Origin of the sequence: Niveispirillum lacus, from assembly GCF_002251795.1 — a bacterium.
Taxonomy (GTDB): Bacteria; Pseudomonadota; Alphaproteobacteria; order Azospirillales; family Azospirillaceae; genus Niveispirillum; species Niveispirillum lacus.
On the sequence record NZ_NOXU01000030.1, the window covers coordinates 483,123 to 500,043 of the forward strand.

General features: G+C 63.1%; 18 protein-coding genes. 9 read left to right on the top strand and 9 right to left on the bottom strand.

Annotated elements, in window-relative coordinates:
- The first annotated feature begins 100 nt into the window (after positions 1-100).
- Together CHU95_RS15120 and spt are read left to right on the top strand one after the other, a co-directional pair.
- Entirely contained in the window at positions 101-352 is a 252-nt protein-coding gene (locus tag CHU95_RS15120; protein ID WP_094457284.1) for an acyl carrier protein, read from the top strand.
- 3 nt (positions 353-355) lie between these two features.
- Positions 356-1,573 carry a serine palmitoyltransferase gene (gene spt / locus CHU95_RS15125; protein ID WP_094457131.1) on the top strand — a complete coding sequence of 406 codons (1,218 nt, stop codon included), beginning with the start codon at positions 356-358 and terminating at the stop codon, positions 1,571-1,573.
- A 65-nt stretch (positions 1,574-1,638) separates the two neighbouring features.
- On the opposite strand, the gene CHU95_RS15130 is transcribed toward spt, so the two are convergent.
- The 4 genes from CHU95_RS15130 to CHU95_RS15145 form a co-directional block, all read right to left on the bottom strand.
- Positions 1,639-2,262, bottom strand: coding sequence for a class I SAM-dependent methyltransferase (locus tag CHU95_RS15130; protein ID WP_165772197.1), 624 nt, complete (start codon positions 2,260-2,262; stop codon positions 1,639-1,641).
- Positions 2,259-3,194 (bottom strand): hypothetical protein, encoded by a 936-nt coding sequence (locus CHU95_RS15135; protein ID WP_207762509.1) that lies wholly within the window; start codon positions 3,192-3,194, stop codon positions 2,259-2,261. Before CHU95_RS15135 ends, CHU95_RS15130 begins: the two co-directional genes overlap by 4 nt.
- Positions 3,191-4,141, bottom strand: a complete 951-nt coding sequence (locus CHU95_RS15140) for a diacylglycerol kinase family protein (RefSeq protein ID WP_133065538.1) — start codon at positions 4,139-4,141, stop codon at positions 3,191-3,193. The genes CHU95_RS15135 and CHU95_RS15140 overlap by 4 nt, the downstream gene beginning before the upstream one ends.
- Positions 4,142-4,284: 143 nt before the next feature.
- On the bottom strand, positions 4,285-5,460 hold the full coding sequence (locus tag CHU95_RS15145) for a CDP-alcohol phosphatidyltransferase family protein (RefSeq protein WP_245838285.1): 1,176 nt from the start codon (positions 5,458-5,460) through the stop codon (positions 4,285-4,287).
- Positions 5,461-5,555: 95 nt separating this feature from the next.
- Between CHU95_RS15145 and CHU95_RS15150 the strand changes: the two genes are divergently transcribed.
- The 7 genes from CHU95_RS15150 (at position 5,556) to CHU95_RS15180 (ending at position 12,153) form a co-directional block, all read left to right on the top strand.
- Positions 5,556-6,470: a metallophosphoesterase family protein gene (locus CHU95_RS15150; RefSeq protein WP_094457135.1), complete on the top strand. Its 915-nt coding sequence runs from the start codon at positions 5,556-5,558 to the stop codon at positions 6,468-6,470.
- A gap of 84 nt (positions 6,471-6,554) precedes the next feature.
- Positions 6,555-7,001 carry an HIT family protein gene (locus tag CHU95_RS15155; protein WP_207762510.1) on the top strand — a complete coding sequence of 149 codons (447 nt, stop codon included), beginning with the start codon at positions 6,555-6,557 and terminating at the stop codon, positions 6,999-7,001.
- Complete coding sequence (locus tag CHU95_RS15160; RefSeq protein WP_165772198.1) at positions 6,998-8,248, top strand: LptF/LptG family permease; 1,251 nt, start codon at positions 6,998-7,000, stop codon at positions 8,246-8,248. The genes CHU95_RS15155 and CHU95_RS15160 overlap by 4 nt, the downstream gene beginning before the upstream one ends.
- Entirely contained in the window at positions 8,245-9,324 is a 1,080-nt protein-coding gene (gene lptG, locus CHU95_RS15165) for an LPS export ABC transporter permease LptG (RefSeq protein ID WP_094457137.1), read from the top strand. The genes CHU95_RS15160 and lptG overlap by 4 nt, the downstream gene beginning before the upstream one ends.
- Before the next feature lie 128 nt (positions 9,325-9,452).
- Positions 9,453-10,235, top strand: a complete 783-nt coding sequence (locus CHU95_RS15170) for a sterol desaturase family protein (protein WP_245838287.1) — start codon at positions 9,453-9,455, stop codon at positions 10,233-10,235.
- The gene (locus tag CHU95_RS15175; protein WP_245838290.1) at positions 10,232-11,386 is read left to right on the top strand and encodes a dATP pyrophosphohydrolase; all 1,155 of its coding nucleotides are present in this window, start codon (positions 10,232-10,234) and stop codon (positions 11,384-11,386) included. Before CHU95_RS15170 ends, CHU95_RS15175 begins: the two co-directional genes overlap by 4 nt.
- A gap of 5 nt (positions 11,387-11,391) precedes the next feature.
- On the top strand, positions 11,392-12,153 hold the full coding sequence (locus CHU95_RS15180; protein ID WP_094457138.1) for a nucleotidyltransferase family protein: 762 nt from the start codon (positions 11,392-11,394) through the stop codon (positions 12,151-12,153).
- Positions 12,154-12,155: 2 nt separating this feature from the next.
- Here CHU95_RS15180 and CHU95_RS15185 read toward each other — a convergent pair whose 3' ends face one another.
- From CHU95_RS15185 to CHU95_RS15205, 5 genes are all read right to left on the bottom strand, one after another.
- On the bottom strand, positions 12,156-13,862 hold the full coding sequence (locus CHU95_RS15185) for a hypothetical protein (protein WP_245838294.1): 1,707 nt from the start codon (positions 13,860-13,862) through the stop codon (positions 12,156-12,158).
- 194 nt (positions 13,863-14,056) lie between these two features.
- A complete protein-coding gene (locus CHU95_RS15190; RefSeq protein ID WP_094457139.1) occupies positions 14,057-14,497 on the bottom strand; it encodes a GNAT family N-acetyltransferase in 441 nt (146 codons plus the stop codon).
- A gap of 132 nt (positions 14,498-14,629) precedes the next feature.
- Positions 14,630-15,274, bottom strand: coding sequence for a LysE family translocator (locus CHU95_RS15195; protein ID WP_094457140.1), 645 nt, complete (start codon positions 15,272-15,274; stop codon positions 14,630-14,632).
- Complete coding sequence (locus tag CHU95_RS15200; protein ID WP_094457141.1) at positions 15,267-16,052, bottom strand: PhzF family phenazine biosynthesis protein; 786 nt, start codon at positions 16,050-16,052, stop codon at positions 15,267-15,269. The genes CHU95_RS15195 and CHU95_RS15200 overlap by 8 nt, the downstream gene beginning before the upstream one ends.
- A 261-nt stretch (positions 16,053-16,313) precedes the next feature.
- Positions 16,314-16,916 carry a LysE family translocator gene (locus CHU95_RS15205; RefSeq protein ID WP_094457142.1) on the bottom strand — a complete coding sequence of 201 codons (603 nt, stop codon included), beginning with the start codon at positions 16,914-16,916 and terminating at the stop codon, positions 16,314-16,316.
- Between the last annotated feature and the right edge of the window lie 5 nt (positions 16,917-16,921).

Here is a 16,921-nt window from a genome sequence, read left to right on the forward strand (position 1 = left end):
ACTACCTTACCGGAACGTGACGCTTTAAGGACAGATGTCGGGGGGCACCGGCATCTTCGCAACTTCAACAATCTGTACGACTGGTTACCGGGGCGCTTTAATGACTACCGACGTCAACGACATCGTCGAAACCATCATCGCCGCCCTTGTAAAGACCTTGCCAACGCCGGTCACCGTTACGACGGAGACCAGCATCACGCGTGATCTCGGCCTGGACAGTCTGGCCGTTATGGATTTCGTGATGGTGCTTGAGGATCAGTTCGATGTCTCGATCCCGATGGAACGGATCGCAGAGGTCGAAACCATCGGCGACTTGGCCAGGACCATATCGGAACTCCGGGGGCACGCCTGAGCCATGACGATCCTTGCCAAGTACACAAAACTCCGTGAGCATTACCACCGCATCGCCGGCGCTGGCCGTGATCCGTTCACGGTGAAGTTCGACGCCATGCTCTCCCCGACGGAGGGTATGCTGAACGGTCGCCGCACGATCCTGCTCGGCACCAACAATTATCTGGGCCTGACCTTCGATCAGAGCTGCATCGACAAGGGTGTCGAAGCGCTGAAATCGTTCGGCACCGGCACCACCGGTTCGCGGATCGCCAATGGCAGTTACGATGGCCATGCGGCGCTGGAACGTGAACTGGCCGCTTTTTATGGCCGTGAAAGCTGCATGGTCTTCACGACCGGCTATCAGGCCAATCTCGGCATTATTTCTACGCTGGTTGGTAAGGATGACCTGCTGTTCCTGGACAGCGACAGCCATGCCAGCATTTATGATGCGGCCAAAATGACCCCGGCCCAGGTCATTCGGTTCCGTCACAATGATCCCGAAGACCTGAATAAGCGTCTGCGCCGCGTCGCCGATCATCCCGGCAACAAGCTGGTGGTGGTCGAAGGCATCTATTCGATGCTGGGCGATGTGGCTCCGCTGAAGGAATTCGCCCAGGTCAAGCGGGAGAATGGCGTTTATCTGCTGGTGGACGAAGCCCATTCCATGGGTGTGCTGGGGGAAACCGGCCGTGGTCTGGCGCAGGAAGTGGGCGTTGAGGATGATGTCGATTTCATCGTCGGCACCTTCTCCAAGAGCTTGGGTGCGGTCGGCGGTTTCTGCGTCTCCGACCTGCCGGACTTTGACGTGATGCGGGTGGCCTGCCGCCCCTACATGTTCACGGCCTCGCTGCCGCCCTCGGTCATCGCCACCTGCCTGCGCTCGCTGGAGCGGTTGCAGGAAGAGCCGGGTCTGCGCCACAAGCTGATGGCCAATTCCAAGCGTCTCTATGACGGCCTGCGTAATCTGGGTTTCCAGGTGGGGCCGGATGTCAACCCGATCGTGGCGGTGTCCTTGCCGTCGATCGAATTGGCGATCACCTTCTGGAACCGTCTGCTGGAAGAGGGGCTGTATCTGAACCTCGCCTTGCCGCCGGCGACCCCCAACAGCCAGTCGCTGCTGCGCACCTCTGTCAGTGCAGCCCACACGACCAAGCAGATCGACACGGCCATCGAACTGTTCGCTAAGGTGGCCCGGCAGTTGGGCGTGCAGCCGGCCCTGGTCCAGACTGCGGCCGAGTAAGCAATAGCCAACGCCATTGCAAAAACCCCGCTGGGACCGAAAGGTTCCGGCGGGGTTTTGTTTTGTCAGGTCGGTACCCGCCACAAGGTGGCCAGCCAGTTCTGCTGATACCGGGGCTGCCCCTCCGGGCGGCGCCATTCGTCGATCAGGCAAAAACCCGCTGCCTTGACCGCGGCTTTCCAGCTTTGTGGACGGCGGAAGGCCAGATAACGCCCGTCCGGGGCCATGCCCTCCAGACCGTCGCCCACCGGATCACAGGCATAGAAAACCCCGCCTGGCCGCAACCAGCCGTGAAGGCGCGACAGGACAAAGGGCAGGGCGGCGCTGGGCAGATGGAAAAACAGATGATGGGCCCAGACCCCGTCAAACGCGGCCGCCTCCCAGGGGACGGGATCGGTTGACAGCAGGTCTACCACCTCCACGCTGCATCCTGTGCGCTCAGCCGCGATCAGGGCCAGGGCGGCGCTGCCATCGGCGCCGATGACCTCTGCTCCGGCATCGCGGAACCCGATCAGGTCGCGCCCGCCACCGCAGCCCAGGTCGAGAAGGCGCAATGCCGTACCGCCCACCTGGGCCAGAAACCGGTGACGGGCGGTGGCGCTGTCATGATCGGCCAAAAGATCGGCATAGTGCGCGGCATGCGCCTGATAGTGGGCAAGTGTGGGGTTCGCTGTGACCCGTCCCGTCACCGGATGGCCCCCATCCGTTTCAGCTTCCACAGGATATAGGGGGCACACAGGATCGGGTGGCGTCGTTGCCAGGGGGTGAGGTCCAGACGTACGCCGGAATGGCGGTGCAGTTTCCACAGCAGGTAATCCACGCCGCCGGTGAAGGTAAAGGCGGCCTTGACCAGACGGGCGATGTTCAACCCCTTGCCGAACCGGCCGCGCCAGCGCCAGGCGCGGTCTCCTCGGGCACGGCGGGCCGGCGACAGCAGGGGCCGCAGACGCCCGTCGCCGATCTCCTCAAAGGCGACGCTGGCCGATGCCCAGGCCGGTGGCAGCAGGGCGGCATAGCGGTCGGCGGCGTGGTCGACGATGCTGATCCCGCGCGACGCCTTCTCCACCCGCAATTCGGCGCTGTAGGTGGCCTTGAACAGGGCCTCCCAATAATCCCTCGCCATACCCTCCGCCGGACCTAGAATCGCGGCCCAGCGCGCGGCGGTGGTCACGGCTTGCGCCACGGCATCGCGTACTGTCTGCCGTGCCGTTCCATCGCGTGCATGCGCCAGCATCACCGGTTGGGTGAACCGGGCCCAGATGGTGGTGTCGATGCAATCGAACCGGGTGGCGTTGGCGAACTGGTCGATACCCATCACCGCCACCTTGGCGCGCAGCGTATGGCCCTGCCAGGGAATTTCCCAATATTCCACACTGGGCGGCAACAGCCTGGTGGCCAGTGCCAGCGGCCGACTGCCCCGCCACCCGGTCAGACTGTCAACCAGCACATAGAAATCCAGCACCCCCTCCACATCCCCCGACCGCAGGTTGGAGCCATAGAACAGGATGGCCGCCACATGCGCGCCGCCATGCGCCACCAGGGCGGCGACCAGGGCGGCGGCGGGGTCGGGCAGGCTGGTGTTCCATTCCTGCTCGATCAGGGTGGAAAGCGGCTCGGTCACGGCTGGACGAAACGGATGCGGTCTGGGGCTGACAGGATGACACGGCCCGCCGGATAGGTCTCCCCATCCATGATCAGCGGCCGGGTCAGGCGCAGTTCGATCTGGTCTGCCCCGCCGGACCGGTAGGCACCGGTGCGGCGCATCGCCATACTGGGCCGCCCCGTCATCAGGCGCGGCAGCGCACCCAGCAGGCCGGGCGGGTTCGCCGCCACATCCAGAAAGCGCAAGGGTTTGGTCCCCTCGTCCCAGAAGGGCCATAGGCCCAGGATCAGCTTGTCGAGTGTCGTGGCCAGGAACAGGAAACGGTTGCCGTCCTCGGCCGGAAGCTGATCGACAGTCGCACCCAACACTTCACCCGCCAGCCAGCCATGGCTGTCATTGCCGATCAGGGCGCGGCCCAGAACACCGGCCATGGTCAGAGCCACGGCGATCTCCTGGGTGAAACCCGCCTTGTGGATGGCGGCATTGGCCAGATCGGTACCACGGGTGAAGGCGCCAGCCCCCATGAACATGCCGCGCACGGGCCTGTGTTCGCCGTCCGGCCAATGCAGCGACAGGACAGGGCGTTGTGTCATGCGTGTGCCTAGTGTCCCCTCATGGGCTGCCCGCACCAGTCCGGCCAATCCCCGCGGCCCATATCCGGTGGTGCCGACATCGGCGGCAATCAGATTGGTTTTGCCTGCCGCCAGTATGGCCAGCGCGGGTGGTGCGGCACCATAGGCCGGCGGAAGGGCCGTCAGCACTTCCCGCACGGTCCCGTCGCCACCATCGACCGCGATGATGTCCACCCCGCTGTCGGCAAAGCCGCGCAAGACCTGCACCAGCTTTTCCGGCGTATCGGGGGCGGCCACATGGGCCCCGAACAGGCGCGCAGCATCGGCGGGCAGGGTATCGTTGCCTGCCTTGTTTCGATGGCTGAACGGGTTCCGGATGAGGCCGGGGATCATGATTGATGGCCCCCGGTGCGATTTCGCGCGGATGGTGGTGCCGAGCCTGCGGATGCAGGCCCCGGCACTGGCGGGGCGGAAGATGCTGACCAAGGGTCAAGATCTTCCGGCGATGATACAAGACCCAGGCGCGCCATGACGGATCAGGCAGACAGGTAAGACGTGATGGGGCCCTTTTTGGAGGCCTGCTCCGCCTGGATGATCTGCGCCATATGCACACCGAAACAGGCAACGATCCAAACGATCATCAGGGCCATGCCGATATCCGGGCGGCCCAGCAGGGTGGCCAGGGTCAGGATCACCAGATTGGGGTTACGCCGCGCCGTAATCAGTCGGAAAAAACTGTCGAACGGCCGCCAGGTATGCATGTCCAGATTGAAGCGCTTCAGGAAATAGCCTTCCTGCAGACGTTGGGACACATAGCCTACCCAGATAATGACAATGGCGGCCGTTTCCCAGCCCCAGAGTGTCAGGCCCGCTGCCGACAGACCGGCAACCCAGGCCCACCACCAGAACGGTGGATGCACCAGATCAATGCCATGGTCGAAAATATTGCCCCATTTGCTGCTGGTCAGGGTGACGCGCGCCAGCTTGCCATCCACCGTATCCAGAAAGGTCATGATCCAGCCGGCAGCCAGACCCGGCAGGTAATGCCCTTCCGCGAACAGCCAGAGCGCCAATAGCATCAAGATGGCGCCGATACCGGTGACCATGTTCGGTGACAGGCCGATCACGGCGCACAGCTTGGTCACATGGCGGGCCGGCAGCGGCCAGACATATTTTGTCACCACATCGGTGACGCCCTTGTAACTGCCGGCGAACATGCGCTGCTCGATCCTGGGCAGTGCTTCCGGTGTCAGGCGCAGCAGGAACGGTGTCTCCCGTTTGCGCAGGGCGTGGTTATAGGACGATGACAGGTCATCGGGCACCAGCACGCGCAACCGTTCCGCCATTTCAGCCGGGACGACTCGGCTGTTGTTCAGCATCTGGGCAACCTCTGCCGCCTCGTCCGCGGCGACATGGGCTGCTACCGGTTCTTGGTTGCGGCTGTCCACCAGGATGGTGCCGGGGCGCTTGGCGAGATCGCGCACCAGAACTTCATCAAACACCCAGTCGGTGCGCAGCAAAAGATGGGCACGGCCCTGGTCCTGCCCGTCCCAGGCCCGCACCTCCGTCACCCCGTTGCGCACACATTGGCGGCGCAGGCGTTCGGCGGATGTCATACCCCATAGGCGGACCGGGTTATCGCCGATGGTGGCGGCCAGGGGCGGGGGGGTGTGTGCGGGATTGTTCTGGGCGGCGTGCGTGTCGGCGGACAAGGTATGAACCATGATCAGGTGATTTTCTTGACCGTCTACATACTCCCTGACGCGGGCTTTGCCTATCGCCCGTAAGGCATTGTAGCTTGCCTTTCATGCAGCCCTATCGTTTTGCCCATCTGTCCGACCCGCATTTGCCGCTGGCACCCGACCGACCACGGGGGCTGCAATGGCTGTCCAAGCGGACCTTGTCTTATCAATCCTGGCAGCGCCGACGCCGCTATGCCCACACACCCGCCATGTTGGGCGCCATCGTGGATGATATCCGGGCACATCAGGTGGATCATTGGGCGGTAACAGGGGATATCGCCAATATCTCCTTGCCCGGCGAGTTCCGGCGGGGGGCCGATTGGCTGCGTTCCCTGGGGGATGGGCGTCAGGTGTCTTATGTGCCCGGCAACCATGACGCCATGGTGCCCGTGGACTTCGCCGATGGTCTTGGCCTGTGGGCCGACTATCTGCGCGGGGATGGGCAGGGGGAAGTGTCGTTTCCCTACCTGCGACAACGCGGGCCGGTTGCCTTCATCGGGGCCAATTCCGGCGTGCCGACCGCGCCTTTGCTGGCGCAAGGCCATCTGGGTCCTGAACAGCGGGAGCGGCTGGGCGACATGCTGGCTGATGCGGCGCGGCGCGGGCTGTTCCGGGTGCTGATGGTGCATCATCCCGTGGCTGAAGGGGTGGTTTCCAGCCGCAAGGGCTTGACCGACCGCCACAATCTGCGCGACCTGCTGGCCCGGACGGGGGCAGAACTGCTGCTGCATGGTCATGCCCACAGGGCCAACCTTTCCATGATCCGGGGGCCGCTGGGTCCGATCCCCAGTCTCACCGCCCCGTCGGCATCGGCCATCGGCTATCATCATGATATGCCGGCCCGCTGGCACCTTGTGACGGTGGACACAGACGGGCCGGACTGGCAGGTGCAGGTGGAAGTGCGCGGCGTTGAAAGCCAGGGCACGCCAGTCAAGGCCCTGGGCGGTTGGCGCCTGCGGCTGCCCGTCGCGGGGGCCTGACTGGCGGGGCAATAATGGTGGTTCCGGTCACCTTCGTTCCGCTCTAAAGTGCCCGTCCTGTTCACCTGTCGAGTAGCGCAACCGATGACCCTGCCCAATGCCACCATGCTGAAATTCGGCTATCCGGCCAGCACCGTGGCGGAAACGGCACTGTGGTCGGTTCAGGTGCGGCCGCAGCAGCCGACTTTGGGGGCCCTGGTTCTGGTCTGCAAAGAACCGGTCACTGCCTTCGGCCAGCTCAGTCCCGCTGCCTTTGCCGAACTGCAAACCGTGGTGGCGCGGGTGGAACGGGTGCTGGCCCGCTTTACCGCCTATCAGAAGATCAATTACCTGATGCTGATGATGGTGGACCCTGACGTGCATTTCCATGTCATCCCCCGGTATGAGGGGGTGCGGGACTATGCGGGCATCCCCTTTGCCGATGCCGGCTGGCCGGGACCGCCTGCCCTTGCGCAGGCCGTGACCCTGGATAGCGGTGCCATAGCGGGCATCACCGCCGATCTCAAGGCCCTGTGGGTGGATGTGCCGTGAACGGTGTCGTACCGCCGCCTGACCGGCATTACAAACTGCATTCCACCCGGCTGATCGACCGCTATATCCTGGCCGAGACGCTGAAACCGCTGTTTGCATCGCTGCTGGTGGTACTGGTTGCGTTGCTGATGGAACGGCTGTTGCGGCTGTTCGACCTGCTGGCCAATCATGGCGGCCCGTTCGATATGGTCATCCGGCTGGTAGCCAATCTGGTGCCGCATTATCTGGGTCTGGCCCTGCCAGCGGCCTTTTTCATCTCCATGTTCATCATTGTCGCCCGGATGGGGGAAGATAATGAACTGGATGCGCTGCAATCCGCTGGTCTGTCGGTGCCGCGCATCGCACGGTCCTTTGTCGCCCTGGGCATGGCGCTGATGGTATTTTCCATCATCCTGTTCGGTTATCTGCAACCCTATGGCCGATATGGCTACAGCGCGATTTACCACATGGTGGTCAATGCCGCCTGGAACGCCACCGTACCGCAGGCCAGCTTTGTCGACGCCGGTGAGGGGGTGACCATTTCTGCCGATATGGTCGATGTCACCGGCCGTCGGCTGGAAAAGGTCTTTGTGCAGCAGGACCGTGACAATGGCGAACGCTGGGTGACCACCGCCGTCACCGGCGCCCTTGCCGCCAGCCCCGATCGGCAGCGCGTCCTGTTGACCTTGCATGATGGTGTGCAGGTGCGTTTGCTGCCGGATGGTCGGCGGCAGGTGATGGAATTCGCAGAACTGACCCTGGACAAGCCATTCCGCATGGTCACCGAACCGTTCCGTGAACGCGGCGGCAGCGAACGTGAACTGACCCTGCATGAGCTATGGTCGGAAATGCACGACCCGCAATCGATCCTGCCCCATGCCAAGGTTGCTTCCGAACTGCATGCGCGGTTGGCGCGGGCTCTGTCATTGCCGCTGCTGCCGTTGCTGGCGGTGCCCATGGGCATGGCGGCCAAACGTGCCCGGCGCGGGCAGGGGATCGCACTGGCCACTGTCATTTTGATCCTGTACCACCATCTGGTGCAATTGGGGGAAAGTCTGGGCGATGTCGGCCGCCTGTCGCCGGTCGTCGGGATCTGGGTGCCCTTTGCGCTGTTTTCCCTGCTCTGTGCTTGGTTATTCCATCGTGCCGATATCCGGCCGGGTGAGAATCCCTTTGCCGCCATGTTCGATACCATTGATGCGGCTACCGGATTTGTGAAACGCCTGTTCCGGCGCCGCCGGAAAAAGCCGGAAGGGGGCAGGCCATGAATCGCAGCACGATCACCCGCTACCTGACCCGTACCTTCCTGATGCGTGTGCTGTCGGTGCTGATTGCCCTGTCGGCCCTGTTGCAGTTGCTGGACCTGCTCGATGCTGCCTCTACCGTGCTGGAACGTGGGCTGGGTGGTAGTGGCCTGATCTATTACACCATGATCCGCCTGCCCATGGTTGTGGAACGGGTGGTGCCGCTGGCCGTGCTGATCGGTTCGCTATCCACCTTGTGGACCTTTGCATCAACCAATGAAATCGTGGCCATGCGTTCGGTCGGCATGACGCCGTACCAGATCATGGGCGCGCTGCTGCCAGCCGCCCTGGTCGTGGCCCTGGCCCATTTCATCCTGGCCGATCAGGTGGCGCCGCGTGCCGAGCGCAGTTTTGTCACCTGGTGGGCTGCGACCGAGCTGCCATCAGAGGCGAAGAAGGACGATCCGGTGAAACCGGTCTGGTTCCGGCTCGGGGATGATGTGGTCCGCATCGCCGCCATTGCCGATGATGGCCGCACGATCGAGGGGCTGGAAATGGTCAGCCGCGATGCGCAGGGACGGGCCATTGGCCTGCTTTCGGCTGCACGCGGTGAACACCGTGCCGATGGCTGGCATCTGACCGATGTGGTCCGCACCCGCATCGGTGAACCGCTGACTGTGACGCGGCAGGCCACGACCTTGTGGGATGTCGATCTCTCGCCCAACAATATGGTCGATCTGCGCAAACCGACGGAAAATATCTCTGTCCATCGGCTGCTGCGGATTGTGCGCGGCAACTGGGCGGGTGGCGAAAGCCCGGCCTTCTATGCCACGCGGCTGCATTCCACCTATGCCGCGCCCCTGGCCTCGCTGGTCATGCTGCTGCTGGCGGCCCCGGTTGCGCATGGCATGCGCCGGCGGGGTGGCGCTATGGGCAGTCTGGCGCTGGGCACCGTCATCGGGCTGGTCTTCCTGCTCTCCTCGGGCATCCTCAGTTCGATGGGCCAGGCGGGTGCCTTGCCAGCAGTGGTGGCCGTCTGGTCGCCCCTGATCTTCTTTGCGGCCATCGGCGGGGCCATCATGGTTTATGTGGAGGGGTAGGTGCCATGCGCACCCACAATGCCGCAATGCGGCATGGCTCTTGAAGCCATGGCCTGTCAGGCCTAATTTGACGCCACGATCAACCGGCCCGCAAGGCCGCATGAACGACTTTCGGAAAGGGTAGGGGCATGTGGGGCGATGCCTGGCGCGGCCGCAGCTATGACCTCGGCAAGATGAACCTGCGGGATTTGGCGATTGCCTATTCCACATACCCGGCGATCCAGGCCTATGCGGCCCTGGCGCTGGTATCGGCGGTGCTGGCCGTGATCTGGACGGAGAATTGGGGCCGGATGGCGCTGACCGTGCTGGTGGCGACCCTGATCTATCCGATGGCCTGGTATCTGATCCATCGTTTCATTCTGCATGGCCGCTGGTTATACCGCATGAAATGGTCTGCCGCCCTGTGGAAGCGTATCCATTTCGATCATCATCAGGACCCGCATAAGCTGGAAGTGCTGTTCGGCAGCTTGGCCAACACCCTGCCGACGATTGCCCTGGTCACCGTGCCTGTCGGTTACCTGGTTGATGGCAAGGCGGCTGCGGCGACGGCGCTGGCCACCGGTCTGGTCACCACCTGCATCTATGAGTTTTTTCACTGCATTCAGCATCTGAACTACAAGCCGACCTGGAACTGGGTGGCCCGGATCAAACAGTTGCACCTCTATCATCACTTCCACAATGAAGACGGCAATTTCGGCATCATTTCTTATGGTCCCGACATGTTGCTGGGCACCTTCTATCGCGAAGCCCGGCAAAAGCCGCGCAGCCCGACGGTGTTCAACCTGGGTTATGATGTGGAAGAGGCAAAACGCTATCCCTGGGTGATGAACCTGACCGGCGCGCCGCCGCGTGACCGTCCGCCGCGCCCGCCGGCCAGCGGCAACAGCGACAGTGTGAAGGCTGCATCTTGACCGCGGCGGCGGGCGGGGACGCCACGATCCGTATCGAACAGGTCGAACCCGGTTCCAAGGCGATGGATCGGTTCATCGCCCTGCCGTACCGCCTGCATGCCAGCGACCCGAACTGGGTGCCGCCCTTGTTGATGGAGCGACGGGAGACCCTGTCGCCCAAGACCAATCCCTATTTTCTGCATGCCGACGTCATGTATTTTCTGGCGTTGCGCGGTGACAATGTGGTGGGGCGCATCTCCGCCCAGATTGACCATGCCGGTCTGGAACTCCGCCAGGACGCCACTGGCCATTTCGGCCTGCTGGCCGCAGAGGATGACCAGGGCGTGGTCGATGCCCTGTTCGCGGCAGCCGCCGACTGGCTGCGGTCCCGTGGCATGGTGCGGATGGTCGGGCCCTTTAACCTCTCGATCAATGAGGAAACCGGCCTGCTGGTTGAGGGCTGGGACCGGCCGCCCATGCTGATGATGGGCCATGACCTGGCCTATCTGGGCCCGCGTGTCGAAGCGGCGGGTCTGGTCAAGGCCAAGGATGTCTATGCCTATCTCTATGATATCCAGGATCAGTTGCCCAAGGCGGTCCGCACCATGATCGAACGGCCTTTGCCGGCGGATCTGCGGGTGCGGATGCTGGATATGGCGCGCTATGACCAGGAACTGGAAAGCATCACCAGCATTTTCAACAATGCCTGGTCTGGCAACTGGGGGTTCGTGCCCTTATCGGCGGCGGAAACCAAGCAGATGGCCAAGTCGCTGAAACTGCTCATCAACCCCAGGCTGGCCTGGATTGCGGAAGTCGGGGGTCGGCCCGTTGCTTTTGGTGTCTGCCTGCCCAACCTGAACGAAGCCATTGCCGATCTGGGGGGCAAACTGTTCCCACTTGGCATCATCAAGCTGCTCTGGCGGTTGAAGGTGAAGGGAGTGAAGACGGCGCGGGTGCCGCTGATGGGTGTGCGCCGGGATGTCGGCGGTTGGCTGCAGGCGGTATTGCCCTTCCTGATCGTCGACAATATGCGCCTGGAAGCCCGCAAGCTGGGGTACCAGTGGATAGAGCTGTCCTGGATTCTGGAAGATAACCGCCCCATGCGCCGTATCATTGAGGCGATCGGCTCCAACCGGTACAAGACCTACCGGCTTTACGAGCGCGCAGTGTGAGCCCGATGGACACCCTTGTTCTGGCCGGTTCTCGTGGACCGGATGACCCGGTGGCCCGGCTGCGCGGGGTCAGCCATAAGGCCTTTGCGCCGATCGCCGGGGTACCGATGCTGGTACGGGTGGTGCGGGCGCTGATTGCGGCGCCCGGTATCGGCATGATCCACATCGCCATCGAGCGGCCGGAACTGGTGGAACAACATCCGGAGTTGGGTCTGCTGCTGGCGGGCGGGCGCATCGCGCTGCTGCCGGCGGAGGGCAGCCCCAGCCGCACCGTCGCGGCGGCGCTTGATCTGCTGGGCACACCGCTGTTTGTGACAACGGCGGACCATGCCCTGCTGCGTCCGGAATGGGTGGATTATTTCCTGACCCATTTGCCGGAGAACAGCGATGTTTGTGTTGGCCTGGCCCGTGACAGCGTGGTGCAGGCTGCGGTGCCGGACACAAAACGCACCTGGTTGCGTTTTGCCGACGGGTCCTTTTCCGGCTGTAACATGTTTGCCTTCCGCACCCCGGCGGCCCGCGCTGTGGCCCAGACCTGGCGGCAGGTGGAAGCCCAGCGCAAAAGCCCGCTGCGCATGATCCGCTTGCTGGGCCCGTTATCCATCCTGCGTTTTCTGTTGGGGCGTCTGACCCTGACAGCGGCCCTGGACCGGCTGGGTCGCATCACCGGTGCGCGCGCCGGGGTGGTGGAAATGCCCTACGGTCTGGCGGCGGTTGATGTGGACAAGGCGGCGGACATTGATCTGGCCGAACGCCTGCTCACCTGAGCCTACCCCATCGGCAGCAGCGACTTATCCACCAGGCCGGATTCCAGCATGGCGTTGCACAGCTTGAAATAGGCATCACGCCGTTCCTGCGCACCGGGAAACCGTTCCAGGTAATTCAGGATGAATTCCGGGCGTTTCAGCGCCAGGCTCAACTGATCGGCGGCCAGTTGCCGGGCCCGGCCTTCCGGCAGGCCACCACACAGGCGCACGATGTTCAAGATGCGGTCGGCAAACGGCATGGCCTGATTGGCCAGAATCTCTGTCCGGATACTGTCAAAAATCGCGCTGTCCAGGATTTCCGCCATTTCCCGTTTGGGGCCGGGCGGCATGCCCGACATCACGATGCGCCGTGCGATACCGCCCAGCGTCTTGATGGCTTCCATCCGGTTGCCGACCTCGCGGATAAAATCCTCCGGCACGATCAGGCTGCGCAGATAGGTGGCGATCTTGGCCTTCGGTGCATCGCCCGGTGCGGTTTCCGCGAGCGACAGCACGGTTTCCGCCTTGCCCATCGTGCTGCGGATTGGTCCGATCAGTTCGGACATCGCTTCCGGTTGGATCAGGCGGTCGGCGCGCTGGGCCAGCGCTTCCAGCACTTCCTCGTCACGGGCCAATGGTGGGGCCTGTTTGCGCAGATAGGCGATGACCTCGACCGTGGCTTCCATTTCGTCGCGGATGCCCCGGTCGCTGCGCAGCGGCAGGCGGGAATAAAGATGGCGCAGCAGGCCCAGGCGCAGTTCGGCCAGCGTGCGCGGCAGCACCCCTTCCGCCAGCAGCATGGACAGGGCTTTCACGCCCGCAGGCTGCTCTCCGTCGCCGGCCCCAAGATTGCCGACATAAAGATCGATTGCGTTCAGCACCAGGTCCAGGCGCAGCTTCTCCTGCCCGGCCAGTTCCTTTAGCGCCAGCGGGGAGGCCAGGATTTCGGCCGCCAGACTGTCCAGCACCCGCATTTCGGTCAGGGTTAACGCCGGGGTGAACAGTTGGAACAGCCGGTCCAGCTTCTCCACCCAGCTTTTGGCATCGGCCAGATGCGCGGCGACGGCGCGGTACAGCGCCCGGTCCCGCCCTTCCGCCGGCCCCTTATAGGCGCTGGCCACCTCTAACAGGCCACCCGGCCCAATCTTCAAGGGAGGATTGCCCTTGGCCTCCTTGACCAGCGCGGCCAGACCATTATCGGCGATGGCCATCAGTTCCTTCATACGCGACACAGCGGTTTGTTTGGTGCCCCGCACCTGGACCGATGCCAGGCGCTGCAACGCGCCCTGGACCGTCGTGCCGGCTTGGTCCAGCACGCGGGCATGCACCTCATAATTCAGGATTTCCAGGGGCGTCAGGCGCCGTTCATCCAGATATTTGGCAAAGAAGCTGCGAAACATCTGTCGCTGGACATCGCCCATCAGGTCTTCCGGCTTGTCACACCACGACGCATCGCGCCCCGGATTGGCACGGGCCAGCGGGTCAACCTCCTGCACACCGCTGCGCAGGCGTTTGACCATGGTGACCGTTGTAACAAAATCATGGTCTTTGTAATCAGAACGTCGAACAAGCCGGATACCATCGACCTCATTGCGCTGCACCAGCATGGCCGCTGACGGTTCCAATTGCCGCAGGTCGGGCGATTCCCGCACCACCAGCCACAGGTCCGTATGGAAACTGTGCAGTTCATAGACCGTCTGGACGGTGCCAATGAGTTTCTGTTTGTCCACAGGTCTGGGCTCGATGAAACCGTCTGGCACACCTGCCGTGAACCGGCGCGGCAGAGGCCAGCGATGGGAAGGTGTGAAAGCGGGGCTATCTTGCTCAATTCTCCTTCCGGGGTAAACAGCGGAATAACGGATGTGCGCGATAGGCCAAAAGATATAGATAACTTCTACCACCTATGGGGGCATTCCTGCCGTGATTATCCGGCTGAGGCCGCCCGCACCATGGCCCTTTCCGGCATTTCCAGGCCACGGAAACCGAACTTGGCGTACAACCCATGCGCGTCGGCGGTGAAGAGCAGGAATCGGCGCAGCCCGGACCATTCCGGGCGCATCACGACACTCTCAACCAGAAAGGTTCCCAGCCCGCCGCCCCGCCGCTGCGGGTCCACCCATACATCGGCCAGATAGGCAAAACTCACATGGTCGGTGATGACCCGGCAATAGCCAATTTGGAAACAATTGAAATCATATAACCCGATTGCCACGGAATGGCGGGCCGCTTTTTCCACCATCTCGCGGCTGATGCCCGCAGACCAGTAACTGCCGGTCAATGATGCGTGGATGAAGTCGAAATCCAGGCGCGCGGGGTCGTTGGTGACAAAGGCCCCATCCGCGCGGCAAACCGTCCAGATATGCATTGACCTGTCTCCCTGTCGGTATCGTCTTTGCGGGGCATGGAAGCACGCCGCCAAGGGCCGGCGATGGTTGACACGGCTGGTTGGGGGGCCGTGAAGTCAGGGTCACCCACCTGCCGGCCATCGGTGCGGGGCTCAGCGGCCCATCGCCATATGGGCAGCCAGCCCGGCCAGCACCGATCCCATCACCATCCGCTGAACGCGGGCCCAGAGCGGCCGGCTGTCCAGGAACCGGGCTATGCCACCGCCGATCATGACAAACACGGCATTGACCGACAGGCTGATGGTGATCTGGATGGCGCCCAGCATCAGCCCCTGAACCAGCACGGACCCCCGTGCCGGGTCGATGAATTGCGGCAGAAGGGACAGGTACAGCATCGCCGCTTTTGGGTTCAGCAGATTGGTGACCAATCCCATGGTGAATAACCGTCTCCCGCTGTCTGGTGGCAGGTCGCGCACCTGAAAGGGGGAGTGGCCGCCCGGCCGCAAGGCGTTCCAGGCCAACCAGACCAGATAAGCCGCACCGGCCCAGCGAATGACTTCAAAGGTCAGGGGCAGGGCCGCCATCATCGCGGACAGGCCCAACACCGTGGCGGTCAGAAAGATCACGAACCCCAAGCCCACACCGGCCAGCGATACCAGGCCGGCGGTGCGCCCCTGGCAGATCGACCGTGACACCAGATAGGCCATATTGGGGCCAGGCGTCAGCACCATGCCCAGGCACAGTGCCGCAAACGCCGCCAACACCGGCAGGGGCAGCGGCGACAACAGGTCAGACATGGATGAACCCTTCCAGGTACAAAACGGCCTGCCCGGCAATGTGCACCCGGTTGCCCAGAAGCTGGCACCGCAGGGTGCCGCCGCGTGCCGATACCTGACGTGCGTTCAGCCGCTCCTTGCCCAGACGCTGCGCCCAGTAAGGGGTCAGGGTGCAATGGGCGGAACCCGTGACCGGATCTTCTGGAATGCCATCCATGGGGGCAAAGAAGCGGGAGACAAAATCCACGCCATCGCTGCCCGGTGCCGTCACGATCACCATCCGGCCAACAGTGTTCAACAGGGAAAAATCCGGGGACAGGGACCGTACCGTCGCCTCATCGGGATAGACGACCAGCCAGTCACGGGCGGCCAGTACCTGTTCGGGCACGGGTCCGCCCAAGGCACGCACCAGATCGGGATGCACTGGCACGGCGACCGGGGCGCGGGTCGGGAAATCCAGTATGTACACCCCGTCGGCAAACAGGACGCGCAACTCGCCCGCCACCTTGGTCTGGAAACGCAGTTCTGCGCAGTCAGGCTCGATAAAGTGACGGATGACAAAGGCTGATGCCAGGGTCGCATGTCCGCACAGATCAATCTCATTGGCTGGTGTGAACCAGCGGATGAACCAACCGTCCGCGTCGCGCCGGATGAAGGCGGTTTCGGCCAGATTGTTCTCCGCCGCGATGGACTGCATCACCGCATCCGGCAGCCAGTGCTCAAGCGGGACGACGGCGGCTGGATTACCGGCGAACAGATGGTCGGCGAAGGCATCGACCTGATAGATCGGCAGGCGCATGATCCTGTCCTTTCTGGGGTGAAACGGTGACACGCTGGCGCGCGGGCAGGGGGAGGGCGGAACGGATCATGGGAACGATGAACCGGCGGCCTGCTCACACCCTCTCTGCGCATTCGGCACATCCGTTGGTGCAGTGGGCGGTCGCAAACACCTGTCCATGATTCTTCCCTACCAGGGTGCTGCCCCCCTTGGGGGCGCAATAATTGGGTACAATCATGACAATATGGCATCAATGGGTAAATTGTACCCGTAACAAGATCGTCAAACCAGCAACAGCATGGCGCTGGCTGCCGTGGCCAGACCCAGCGCGCCGTTAAACAGCCGCAGGCGGCGATCATCATGCAGCCATTGCCCCACGGCCTGCCCGAACAGCACCCAGACAAGGGTCCAGGGCATGCCGACGACCAGGAACATGGCGGTGACCGTGATGATACTGCCCATCTCCCCCAGTTGCGGCATGCGATAGATGGCATGCACCGACAGGGCCATGGCCAGACCTTTCGGGTTGATGAACTGGAAGGCGGCCGCTTGCAGGAAGGTCAGGGGACGGTCACGCGATCCCGCCTCCGGCCGCCCGGCGGTCCCGATCTTCCAGGAAAGATAAAGCATATAGGCCACGCCGGCATATTTCAGGATTGGCTCCAGGACTGGTGCGATCCGCATCAACGCTTCGCCGCCGATCCCGGCCAGCAGCAGCAGCGATCCGAAACCCACCAGTATGCCCAGAAGATTGGGCACAGTACGTCGGACACCGAATGTAGCGCCACTGGCGGCCAGGATCATGTTGTTGGGACCGGGCGTCACCGACGTGGCGACGCAATAGGCCGCCAGCGCCAGCAGGGTCTCAGCAAGGCTGTTTTCCATCGGAG

Bases quoted from the DNA above. Each gene is read 5' to 3' on its own strand.
- CHU95_RS15200 (WP_094457141.1), bottom strand. From the start codon at position 16,052: ATGCGCCTGCCGATCTATCAGGTCGATGCCTTCGCCGACCATCTGTTC.
- spt (WP_094457131.1), top strand. From the start codon at position 356: ATGACGATCCTTGCCAAGTACACAAAACTCCGTGAGCATTACCACCGC.
- CHU95_RS15150 (WP_094457135.1), top strand. From the start codon at position 5,556: ATGCAGCCCTATCGTTTTGCCCATCTGTCCGACCCGCATTTGCCGCTG.
- CHU95_RS15140 (WP_133065538.1), bottom strand. From the start codon at position 4,141: ATGATCCCCGGCCTCATCCGGAACCCGTTCAGCCATCGAAACAAGGCA.
- CHU95_RS15180 (WP_094457138.1), top strand. From the start codon at position 11,392: ATGGACACCCTTGTTCTGGCCGGTTCTCGTGGACCGGATGACCCGGTG.
- CHU95_RS15195 (WP_094457140.1), bottom strand. From the start codon at position 15,274: ATGTCTGACCTGTTGTCGCCGCTGCCCCTGCCGGTGTTGGCGGCGTTT.
- CHU95_RS15170 (WP_245838287.1), top strand. From the start codon at position 9,453: ATGTGGGGCGATGCCTGGCGCGGCCGCAGCTATGACCTCGGCAAGATG.
- lptG (WP_094457137.1), top strand. From the start codon at position 8,245: ATGAATCGCAGCACGATCACCCGCTACCTGACCCGTACCTTCCTGATG.
- CHU95_RS15120 (WP_094457284.1), top strand. From the start codon at position 101: ATGACTACCGACGTCAACGACATCGTCGAAACCATCATCGCCGCCCTT.
- CHU95_RS15155 (WP_207762510.1), top strand. From the start codon at position 6,555: ATGACCCTGCCCAATGCCACCATGCTGAAATTCGGCTATCCGGCCAGC.
- CHU95_RS15205 (WP_094457142.1), bottom strand. From the start codon at position 16,916: ATGGAAAACAGCCTTGCTGAGACCCTGCTGGCGCTGGCGGCCTATTGC.
- CHU95_RS15190 (WP_094457139.1), bottom strand. From the start codon at position 14,497: ATGCATATCTGGACGGTTTGCCGCGCGGATGGGGCCTTTGTCACCAAC.